The 11,020-nt window shown below is 65.9% G+C and carries 8 protein-coding genes; 2 read left to right on the forward strand and 6 right to left on the reverse strand.

The window, feature by feature from the left end:
* Nucleotides 1–106: 106 nt before the first annotated feature.
* The gene (locus tag ACREB7_RS01135) at nt 107–1,429 is read left to right on the forward strand and encodes a sugar MFS transporter (protein WP_431590471.1); all 1,323 of its coding nucleotides are present in this window, start codon (nt 107–109) and stop codon (nt 1,427–1,429) included.
* On the opposite strand, the gene ACREB7_RS01140 is transcribed toward ACREB7_RS01135, so the two are convergent.
* The 6 genes from ACREB7_RS01140 to ACREB7_RS01165 all read right to left on the reverse strand — a co-directional run bounded on the left by ACREB7_RS01140 (nt 1,426) and on the right by ACREB7_RS01165 (nt 8,610).
* Complete coding sequence (locus ACREB7_RS01140; RefSeq protein ID WP_431590539.1) at nt 1,426–1,965, reverse strand: DUF7010 family protein; 540 nt, start codon at nt 1,963–1,965, stop codon at nt 1,426–1,428. The genes ACREB7_RS01135 and ACREB7_RS01140 overlap by 4 nt on opposite strands.
* Nucleotides 1,966–2,049: 84 nt before the next feature.
* On the reverse strand, nt 2,050–3,204 hold the full coding sequence (locus ACREB7_RS01145; protein WP_431590472.1) for an acetyl-CoA C-acyltransferase: 1,155 nt from the start codon (nt 3,202–3,204) through the stop codon (nt 2,050–2,052).
* A gap of 4 nt (nt 3,205–3,208) precedes the next feature.
* Nucleotides 3,209–4,438 (reverse strand): acetyl-CoA acetyltransferase, encoded by a 1,230-nt coding sequence (locus ACREB7_RS01150; RefSeq protein ID WP_431590473.1) that lies wholly within the window; start codon nt 4,436–4,438, stop codon nt 3,209–3,211.
* A gap of 1 nt (nt 4,439) precedes the next feature.
* Entirely contained in the window at nt 4,440–6,131 is a 1,692-nt protein-coding gene (locus ACREB7_RS01155) for a class I adenylate-forming enzyme family protein (protein WP_431590474.1), read from the reverse strand.
* Nucleotides 6,132–6,133: 2 nt separating this feature from the next.
* Complete coding sequence (locus tag ACREB7_RS01160; protein ID WP_431590475.1) at nt 6,134–7,630, reverse strand: carotenoid oxygenase family protein; 1,497 nt, start codon at nt 7,628–7,630, stop codon at nt 6,134–6,136.
* Entirely contained in the window at nt 7,627–8,610 is a 984-nt protein-coding gene (locus tag ACREB7_RS01165; RefSeq protein WP_431590476.1) for an NAD(P)H-dependent flavin oxidoreductase, read from the reverse strand. The genes ACREB7_RS01160 and ACREB7_RS01165 overlap by 4 nt, the downstream gene beginning before the upstream one ends.
* A gap of 111 nt (nt 8,611–8,721) precedes the next feature.
* Between ACREB7_RS01165 and ACREB7_RS01170 the strand changes: the two genes are divergently transcribed.
* Entirely contained in the window at nt 8,722–11,013 is a 2,292-nt protein-coding gene (locus tag ACREB7_RS01170) for a TonB-dependent receptor (RefSeq protein WP_431590477.1), read from the forward strand.
* The last annotated feature ends 7 nt before the right edge of the window (nt 11,014–11,020 follow it).

Consider the following 11,020-nt stretch of genomic DNA (forward strand, 5'->3'; position numbering starts at 1 on the left):
TACGAATGTCCAGGCGGTCGGCGAGAATCTGCCTTGCCCGCCAGGGGGAAAGTGACCAGACCCGCATCAGAGCTGGCGTAAGTAAAAAAATTCGGGGAGAGTTTAGATGGCACTAGCGCCAGATGTCGCATCGAGCGCCGGCCCGGCTGCGCACGCCGGGCAGGGAGGCCATGTCGACGCCCCCGAATTGCGCCTGTTCGTTTTCGGGCTGTTCTTCATCTTTGGCGGCATCACGTCGCTTAATGACGTGATCATCCCGAAGCTCAAGGAACTGTTCACGCTCAACTATACCCAGGCGATGCTGGTGCAATTCTGCTTCTTCACCGCCTATCTGGTGATCGGCATCCCGGGCGCCAAGCTGGTCAAGAAGATCGGTTATATGCGCGGTGCGGTTGCCGGGCTGGTGACGATGCTGGTCGGCTGCCTGTTGTTCATCCCGGCCTCGCAAAATGCCGTCTATGGGCTTTTCCTGTTCGCGCTGTTCGTGCTGGCCAGCGGGGTGGTGATCGTCCAGGTCGTCGCCAACCCGCTCATCTCGCTGCTCGGCAAACCCGAAACCGCGCATAGCCGCCTGACCTTTGCGCAGGCGTTCAACTCGTTCGGCACCTTCCTGTTCCCGCTCGTCGGGGCGGGACTGATCCTCGGGTCGCTGAAGGATGTGAAGGCCGCCGACCTGTCGGGACCGGCGCTCGACGCCTATCGCGTCGCCGAAAGCCAGGCGATCGTCCACGGCTATCTCGGCATCGCGGCGGCCCTTGCGGTCGTTGCCGCTGCGGTGTGGCTGTTCCGCAACCGGCTGCAGGGCGAAAAGCACGAAGCCAGCGCCGGGCTCGCGGGCTTCGACCTGCTGACCCGTAAGCGCTTCCGCTTCGGCGCTCTGTGCATCTTCCTGTACGTCGGCGCCGAGGTTTCGATCGGCTCGCTCATCATCAACTATCTGTCGCACGAACGCGTGCTGGGCCAGCCCGAAGCGGTGATCGGCTGGATGGTCGCGCTCTATTGGGGCGGCGCCATGGTCGGCCGCTTCATCGGCTCGGGCCTGATGTATCTGGGCATCAGCCCTGGCAAGCTGCTCGCCGGGGTCGCGATCGGCGCGATCGCGCTGATCCTGATCTCGACGAACAGCAGCGGCGCTGTCGCCGCCTATTCGCTGCTCGCGATCGGGCTGATGAACGCGATCATGTTCCCGACGATCTTCAGCCTCGCGAGCGAAAAGCTCGGCGCACGCGCGGCGGACGGGTCGGGCATCATCAACATCGCGATCTTCGGCGGCGCGGTGGTGCCGTTGGCGACCGGCGCGCTCGCCGACCTGACGGGCAGCCTCACGACGGCGTTGCTGCTCCCCGCGCTTTGCTATGCCGTGATCGCGGCGTTCGGCTATTATGCGCGCCGCCCGGCCGAGGATCCCGCCGACGCCGTTTTCGGTTAGGCGGCCGCCGCGTTCCAGCGCGTGAACAGCAGCGCGGCGAACAGCAGTTCGGCGCTGCCGACGACGAGCGTGACATGGACGGGCAGGGCATCGGCCTGCACCGCAAAGCCGGTTCCGATCAGGAATATCGCCGAGCCGAGCAGCCAATAGACGCGCTCGCGATACAGGGTGGCAAAGGCGAAATAGCGCGCGCCGACGACGATCGCGAGCGCGGCAAAGGCGAAATTCGCCGACCAGGGGAGCAGGCCAAAGGCGATCAGCAGCCCGGCGAAGAGCGGGAAGGTCGCCTCGAGCCCCAGCTTGTGCAGCCCATTATCCTTGGAAATGCGCGGCGCCCGCAGCAGGCGCTCGATCACCAGCGTCAGCGGAAAAATCAGCGCCCCGCCGATGAACAGTGCGATAAAGGCGTAAAAACTGCCCGCGACATACCAGGCGACATCGGCGGCCAGCCACGCGAGCCCCGAAATGAAAACCCCGGGCGCGCCGCCCTGATAGGCTGCGCGAAGTTCGTCCTGTGCCTGGCCGATGTCGATGATTGCCTCCTCTGGATGTTGATCGGGCGCTACGGCGAAACGCGGGGCGTTTCAACGGGATTGGCGTCGGGCGCAGCCGAACGCCGGTCAGGGAAGGCGTTCGACCAGCATCGCGGCGCCGACCCCCATCGCGCCGGTCAGCACGACGAGGCCGTAGCGCCCCGCGCACGCATCGAGCGCGTCGAGCAGCGACGAGGTCAGGATCGCCCCGCTCGCGCCCATCGGATGCCCCTTGGCGAGGTGCCCGCCGCCGACGTTGACGCGCGCCAAGTCGGCGTCGCGATCGCGCAGGAATTTGGCGATGGTGACGGCGAAGGCCTCCATGAATTCGATGCGGTCCATGTCGGCAAGCGACAGTCCGGCGCGCGCGAGCAGTTTGTCCATCGCGGCGAAGCCCGCAGTCAGCGACGCCGCCGGATCGCCGCCGCTCTCGGCGAAGGCGATCACGCGCGCGCGCGGCTTGGGCCCGAGCCCTTCGCCGCCGACCAGCGCCAGCCCCGCGCCGTCGCAGATCGGCGGGGCGTGTGCGACGGCATGCAGCGGCGCGAAGGTCGCGCCGTCGAGCGCGCTTGCATATTGCGCCTGCAACGCGCCGAAGGCGGGCGGCGCGGCGGCGAGCGTTTCCGCCGTCGTCTGCGGCCTGATACATTCCTCGCCGGTCAGCGCGCCGGTTGCGATGCGCGAGGCCTGGAGAGTCGGATCATGCTCCGCTGCGGCCGCCTTCTGCTGCGAGGCGAGGGCGACGGCGTCGAGTTCGGCGCGGGTGATGCCTTCGCTGTTCGCCAGCCGGTCGGCGGCGAGTACCGGCGGCACGAAGCGCGCGCGCGGCGGCAGGTCGTCGTTGGTATAGAAACCCGCGCGGTCGCCGAGGAAGGGCGCGGCGCTCATCGACTCGACCCCGCCGGCCAGCGCGACGCCGATCTCGCCGCTCGCGATCTTCGCGGCCGCCTGGCCGATCGCCGACAGGCCGGAGGCGCAATAATTGTTGAGACTGTGCGCCGCGCAGGCATCGGGCAGCCCCGCGTGCAGCTTCGCCAGCATCGCGATATGCCCGCCCTGCGCGCCGCTCTGCGTCACGCAACCGAGGATCAACGCCTCGGGCTCGAAGTCGCCGCAACGCGCCGTCAGCGCGGCCGCCTGCTGACGCACCAGCTCCTGCGGGCTCAGCGCCGCCAGCCCGCCATCGGGCCGCGCCTTGCCGCGCGGCGTGCGCACCGCATCGTAGAGATAGACGTCGGCCAAAGCCTCAGACGCCGACGACGAAACTGACCGCCGTGGTCGCGCTGCCGCCGACGTTGAAGGTCGCGAAATTCTTCGCGGCCTCGACCTGATAGTCGCCCGCGTTGCCGGTGACCTGCCGCCACCCGTCGAGCAGCATCCGCACCCCCGTCGCGCCGACCGGATGGCCAAGCCCGATCAGCCCGCCCGACGGATTGACCGGCAGCTTGCCGCCAAGGGCAATGGTGCCGTCCTCGACCGCGCGCCAGCTTTCGCCGGGCCTCGTGATCCCGAAATGGTCGATCGCCATATATTCGGTGATCGAGAAACAGTCGTGTACCTCGAGCCCGTCGCAGGCGTAGATGTCGGGCATCTCGGCGCGGCGCAGCGCGTCCATCATCGCCTTGCGCACGCTCGGGAAGACATAGTCGCCGCCGCGGCTGTCCGCGACCTTGGTCGAATAGAGCAGCGGCGCGGTGGCGTGGCCCCAACCCTTGATGCGCGGGATGCTATCGATCGGAATCCCGCGCCGTTTCGCATAAGCCTCGGCAACTTCGCGCGAGGCGAGGAAGATCGCCGCCGCCCCGTCGGTGACCTGCCCGCAGTCGGATTTGCGCAGGCTCCCCTCGATCAGCGGATTGACTTCATCATTCTCGCCGAGATGATCGTCGGTCACCGCCCAGCCGCGCGTCTGCGAATATGGGTTCTTCTTCGCATTGGCGAAATTGTTGGCGGAGATGCCGCGCAGATGCGCGCGGTCGAGCCCGAAACGCTCCTCATATTCCTCGGCGACGCGCGCGAACATCCAGGGCCACAGGTAGCGCGCTTCTTGCGCCTCGCGCCCCGCCCAGGCGGCGGCGCCGAGATATTCGGCGGCGCGCTGGCCCGGAACGTTGCGCATCAGTTCGATGCCGAGCACCAGCGCGAGGCCGTAGCGCGCGGCCTCGATCTCGGCGGCGGCGGCGAGGATCGCTATGCTGCCCGACGCGCAGGCGGCCTCGTGGCGCGACGCCGGAATGCCCGCGAGGTCGGGATGGACATGGCCGAAGAAGCCGCCGAGCTGGCCCTGTCCCGCGAACAATTCGCCGACGAAATTGCCGACGTGGGCGGTCTCGACTTCCTTTGGCTCGATCCCGGTCGCGACGAACGCCGCTTCGGCGACATCGCGGAACAGCTCGAACAGCCCGCCGCCCTCGCGTTCCATATTGCGCGCGAAATCGCTCTGCGCGCCGCCGAGGATGAAGACGTCCTTTGCCATGTCAGGCTTCCTTTTCGAGAGTGGCGAGCGCCATTTCGCGCACTTCGCTGCGCATCACCTTGTTGGTGACATTGCGCGGCAAGGTGTCGAAGCGGAACAGGCGTTCGGGCAGTTTGAACACCGCGAGGTCGTGCTCGCGCAGATAGTCGGCGACCTCGCCGATCCCGACATCGCCGTCGCCGCGCGGGACGTAAGCGAGGCCGACCCGCTCGCCCATCACCGGATCGGGGAGCGAAAAAACGCACGCCTCGGCCAGCAGCGGATGCCCGCCGAGCAACTGATCGATCTCCTCGGGCGAAATATTGACCCCGCCGCGGATGATCAGATCCTTGCAGCGCCCGACGAAGCGATAGAAATCGCCGCCCTCGACGATTTCGAACAGGTCGCCGGTGCGGAACCAGCCATCGGCGGTGAAGGCCTCTGCGGTGCGCTCGGGGGCGTTATGATAGCCCTCGAACAGCGTCGGCCCGCGAATCTGCAACTCACCCGAGACGCCGTCCGCCTCGATCGCATCGCCGCCGCCGGGCGGGACCAGCCGGCTTTCGATATTGGGCGCCCGGCCCTCGCCATAAGGGCGCTGATAGGTGCCGCGACGCGGGAAAAGGCTCGCGCGCTTGTCGGGGTCGGGCATGTCGCCCTCGCCGGTGATGAAGCTCATCCCTTCGTTCGATCCGAAGACGTTGACGATGATGATGCCGAGCTTTTGCTGGAATCCCCGCACCATCGCGGGCGCCAGCGGCGCCGAGCCCGATGCGATGACGCGCAGGCTCGACAGATCGACCGACGCCAGCAACGCCTCATTCTGCAGCAGCATGTTGAGCACTGCTGGCGGCGCGATCGTCAGGCTCGGCCGCTCGGTCGCGATCTGCTTCAGGTACACGCCGGGGTCGAAGGGATGGTGCAGCACCATCGTCCCCGCACTGGTCAGCCAGCACATGGTGATGCCGCCAATGCTCGCCATGTTGATCAGCGGGAAGGGGTTGAGCAGTATGTCGCCGGGCCCGACCTTCATCGCCTCGTAGCCCGCGCCCGCGACGGCGATCCAGTGGTTGTGGCTGCGCGGCACGCCCTTGGGCACGCCGGTGGTGCCCGAGGTCCAGCAGATGGTGAAGATATCGTCGGCGTCGACCGGGTTCGCCGCGACATGCGCCGCGAGCGCGTCGGCATCGCCCTCGGCGGAGGACAGGTCGAGCGCGGTCGCGGGCGCGTCGGGACCAAAGGTCATCAGCCGAATGCCGCCCAGCAGCGGCAGAGCCACCCCGACATGGTCGCATCCCTTGACCGTCGTCGCGCAGACGAAGGCCTTGGGTTCGACCACCCCGATCATGCCTTTCAGCTCATGGCTGCGATATTGCACCGCAGCGGGGCTGACGATCGCGCCGATCCTGGCGGCGGCGAAATAGAGCGCAACGAATTCGCTGAGGTTCGGAAGCTGGACGAGCAGCACGTCATCCTTGCCGATCCCCGCCCTGACCAGCGCGCCCGCGAGCCGGTCGATCTCCGCTGCCAGCGCGGCATAGCTCAGCCGTTGCGGTTCGCCGAACGCGAACTCGCCGCGATTGGGCGCATCGACCAGCGCCAGCCGGCCCGGATGCGCCGCCGCATTGGCGGCGAACAGGTCGGCGAAGGTCTGGTCGCCCCACCAGCCGCTGTCCCGATGCCGCCGTCTCTTATCCTCTCCCGCGACGATCATCGTCAGGCGGCCAGCACTTCGTTGTCGCCCATCCCGATATCGTCGCCGCTCGCCCACACGGTGTGCGTGCCCGAACAGATGCGTTCGGGCAGGATGATCCGGCACACCGGCCCCGCCGCGATATTCTTGGCGTCGATCAGCACGCATTCGGACGTGTCGGCCTCAACGTCGGCGATGAAGGACACCAGATAGCCGTCATCTTCGTCCTTGGCGTCGATGCGCGGCGCAAAGGGCGCTTCGCTGCCGAAGCGTCCGGGGCCGAACTCGTAAGATATGCTCGTCCGCGCATCGAGGTCGTGCTTGACCAGCCCGCGAAACAGGAACCAGCCGGGCTCGGGGATGGCGCTATAGGCATAGCGGTACGGCTTGCCCGCATAACGATGGTTGAACATGCCGAACTCCAGGTCGCGCTCGTCGAGCCGTTCCTCGGTCGTCTCGCCGGTCGCCAGGTTGAAGCGCCAGCGGTGGAGGCGCGGCTTGAGCAATCCCTGATCGAGATAGGCCATCATCCGCTCGAGCCCGTCGGGCGCGTTCGGATAGGATTTCGGCATCGGCTCTTCCTGATAATAGCCGTCGAGGATGATCTCGTCGCCGTCCTCCCACGCGTTCAGCCAATGCAGCGTGTAGGTCGGCGCGGCCTCGAACCAGCGGATATCCTCGGGCTGGCCGTGGCGCGGAATGATCGCGAAGCGCGTCTTCTCGTCGGGGTGGAATTGCACCACATGCAGCCGCTTTTCGAGCAGCTCGGGGCTCCAATAGAGCGGCATGTCGTTGAGGATCGTGTAATTTTCGGTGAACGCCATGTCGTGCGGCAGGCGCGGTCCCGGCAGCGGCACCGGGATATAATGCTTCAGCTTATTGTCCGCCCCGACGACGCCATAATGCATGTACGGCGCGTGCTTCGAATAGTTGAAGAACATCAGCTCGCCGGTCGCGAGGTCGACCTTACAATGCGCCGAAATGCCATCGAGCGGCACCCAGCTCTCGGTGCCATGCTGTTCCAGCGTGAACGGATCGAGCCGATAGGCCTCGCCGCACTGATAGAAGGTCGAGATGATCCTGCCCGCATGGATCGCGACGTCGGTCGAGGATGAATCCTTCAGCCACTCCTGCGCCCCCCAGCCGTGGCGCGTCGACTTGTGCGGCGGCTCCATCAGCCCCGCCCACAGCGAATGCCCGGCCTCCTTCTCGGCTTCGAAGCCCTTGGTGCGCACGAAGCGGCTGCGATAGCTCGCGCGGCCGTCCTTGAACGAGATCGCATGGATGAAGCCGTCGCCGTCGAAGGGGTGGTAGCGCCCGATCGGCTCGTGGATCTGGTTCTCGCCGGTGCGCACATAGACGCCGTCGATGTCGGTCGGAATCGTCCCGATCACCTCAGCATCGCCATTGGCGAAGATCGCGTTCCACTCATTATACGAAGGCCGCCACGCGCCCTTCATATAGGGGTGGTCGTTCGGCTGGATCGTGGTCCGGATCGTCTCGACAAGCTCGGCGGTCATGCGATGACTCCTTCGGCGGTGACGGTGTCGGCGGCGGCAAAGCGCGGGCGCGTCGCGGCCGCATCATATTCTCGGGTCAGGCGATCGACGATGGCGGCGACGGGTTCGACGCCGCGCACCGCGCCGACGCCTTGCCCGGCGGACCAGACATTTTTCCACGCCTTCGCATCGTCCTGCGCATCCGAAAAGTTCGGGCGCTTGTCCTCGGGCATGTTCGCGGGGTCGTAACCCGCAGCGATCAGGCTCGGTTTCAGCCAGTTGGCGGTGACCCCGGTGATGCCTTTCGAAGGGACGATATCCTCGGCCCCCGCCGCGACGACCATGTCCTTGTAACCGGGCGCCGCCATGCTCTCGGCACAGGCGATCAGCGAGGTGCCGAGATAGGCGAAGTCGGCGCCCAATATCTCCGCCGCGCGCACCGCATGCCCGGTCGAAATCGCGCCGCCCAGCACCAGCGGGCCGTCCCAGAACTGCCGGACCTCCTCGACGAAGGCGAAGCCCGCCGTCGCGCCGGTATGCCCACCCGCGCCCGCCGCGACGAGCACGAGCCCGTCGACCCCCGCCGCCGCTGCCTTGCGTGCGAAGCCCACCGAATTGACGTCGGCGAACACCAGCCCGCCATAGCTGTGAATTTCCTCGACCACCCGGGCCGGACTGCCGAGCGCGGTGATCACCAGCGGCACCTTGTGGCGCACGACGCAGGCCAGATCCTCGGCGAGCCGGGCGTTTGACGGATGCACCACGAGGTTGACCGCCCAGGCGGCCGCGTCGGGATCGTTCGACAGCGCCGCGTCGATCGCGCTCACCCAATCTTCGAGGTCGGCCGACGTGCGCGCATTGGGGGCGGGGAAGCTGCCGATCACGCCCGATCGCGACGCCGCGATCACCATCTCGGGGCCCGAGACGAGGAACATCGGCGCGGCGATTGCGGGCAGCCGCAGGTTGCGCGTCAGCGCGGGTGGAAGGCCGTGTCCCGGCACCGAAAATCCTCTCTCAAATTATCTGACTTGCATAGTGATACTTAAAGACGGTATGAGTCGCAAGTCCAGAAAAACATCGCGGGGCCAGCCGACGATGGAGGGAGGGAGACTATGATGAAAAACCATTATGCCGCATTGCTCGCCGTTTCGGCGCTCGCCAGCCCCGCCGCCGCCTTCGCGCAGGACGCCGCGCCGGCCGAGGACAATGGCGGTCTCGAAGAGATCATCGTCACCGCGCAAAAACGCGCCGAGGGCCTGTCCGATGTGCCGATCTCGATCTCGGCGGTCAGCGGCAAGCAGATCGAAAATTACGGCCAGACCAACCTGGAGCAAATCTCCTCGTCGGTCCCGAACCTCAAGATCACCCAGACCGCGATCGCCAACCGCATCGCGATTCGCGGCATCGCCTCGGGCGACAACAAGGGGTTCGAGCAATCGGTCGCGATGTTCGTCGACGGCGTCTATTACGGCCGCGACCAGCTCTCGCGCCTGCCGCTGATCGACATGGAGCGCGTCGAGGTGCTGCGCGGGCCGCAGCCGACGCTGTTCGGCAAAAACGCCATCGCGGGCGCGGTCAACATCACCACGCGCAGCCCGACGGACGAATTTGAAGGCTCGGTCAGCGGCCTGTATGAATTCAACCACAAGGAATTTCAGCTCAACGGTGTGCTCTCGCGCCCGCTGAGCGACGGCGTCGAGGCGCGCGTCGTCGGTTATTACCGCACGATGGACGGCTATTTCTACAACACGAAGCTCGACCGCAACGAGCCGAACGTCGACGAGAAATATTTCCGCGGCAAGCTGGAGTTCGACAAGGGCGGTCCGTTCGCCGCCGAGCTCAAGCTCGAATATGCCGACTTCGAGGCGAAGGGACAGCCGCGCGACGTGTTCGGCGCGGTCGGCAACTACAATACCGTCTTCCAGGGGCCGTTCTTTGTCAGCACCACACCCGACTATGTCCGCGCCGACAATGGCTATCAGAGCCGCAACAAGGTGTTCGGCGCGACGCTGAACATGGACCTCGAGATCGGCGAGCATACGCTAACCTCGACCAGCGCGCTGCTCGACTACAAGACGCGCGAGATCGTCGACGTCGACTTCTCGGGAATCAGCTTCCTCGACGGCACCAATTTGCGCGAGGACTATCGCCAATATTCGCAGGAACTGCGGCTGACATCGCCCGGCGGAGAGACGTTCAACTATATCGCGGGCGTCTATTATCAGAATGCGAAGCTCGACGTGCAGGATTTCACCCTGTTCAACCCGACCTTCCTAGCGCTGGGGGCGCCGTTCAGCGCGCTTGGCGACACCCGTAACGATCGCGACTACAGCCAGAAATCCGACCTGGTCTCGGCCTTTGCGCAGGGCGAACTGGCGCTCAGCGACCGTTTCCGCATCACCGCCGGCGCGCGCTTCAACCATGAAAAGAAGAGCGGCAACCGCACCCTCGCGATCGTCCAGGGGCCGCTCAGCACCGCGCCGGCGCCGGTCGTCGCGGCGGTGTTCCGCGCGCTCAATATCGAGGCGCACAGCATCTCGGGCAAGCTCAGCGAGGACAGCTTCAACCCGATGGTCAACGTCCAGTATGACGCGACCGACGACCTGATGCTTTACGCTTCCTACGCCAAGGGGACGAAGGCCGGCGGTTTCGATATCCGGTCGAACTCGCTGCCGACCTCGACCACCGTCGCCAAGCCCGGCGCCTTCATGTTCGCCGACGAAAGCGTCGACAATTTCGAGGGCGGGCTGAAGTATAAGAGCCGCAACATCGCCTTCAACCTGTCGGTCTATCGCACCAAATATCACGATCTTCAGGTCAACATCTTCGACGGCACGCTGAACTTCAACGTCCGTAACGCCGCCGGCGCCAAGACGCAGGGGGTCGAGGCCGATTTCCGCGCCGCGATCGCCGACGGGCTGACGATCAGCGGTGCGGTCGCCTATCTCGACTTCAAATTCACCAATTTCACCAACGGCCAATGCTTTTATCTGCAGACCCCGGGGCCCGGTGGCTTCTGCGACTATACCGGCAAGCGCAACGCGCTCTCGCCCAAATGGTCGGGCAACCTCAACCTCGATTACACGACGCCGATCAGCAGCGATATGAAGGTGGCGCTGAACCTCAACGCCGACTTCTCATCGGCCTATATCGCTGCGGCGAACCTCGATCCGCGCACGCGGCAGGACAGCTATGCCAAGCTCGGCGCGCGCCTCGCGCTCGCCCAGATCGATGGGCAATGGGAGATTGCGCTGATCGGCCGCAACCTCACCAACCAGCGCATCCTGCAGACTGCGAGTTCGATGCCGCTCGCCACGACGATCACGCGCAACGCCGGCAATGCCTATAACGGCATCGTCGACCGGCCGCGCACAATCGCGGTGCAACTGACGGGGCGCTTCTGACCGGCTC

Origin of the sequence: Sphingopyxis sp., assembly GCF_050725615.1 — a bacterium.
Classification (GTDB): Bacteria; Pseudomonadota; Alphaproteobacteria; order Sphingomonadales; family Sphingomonadaceae; genus Sphingopyxis.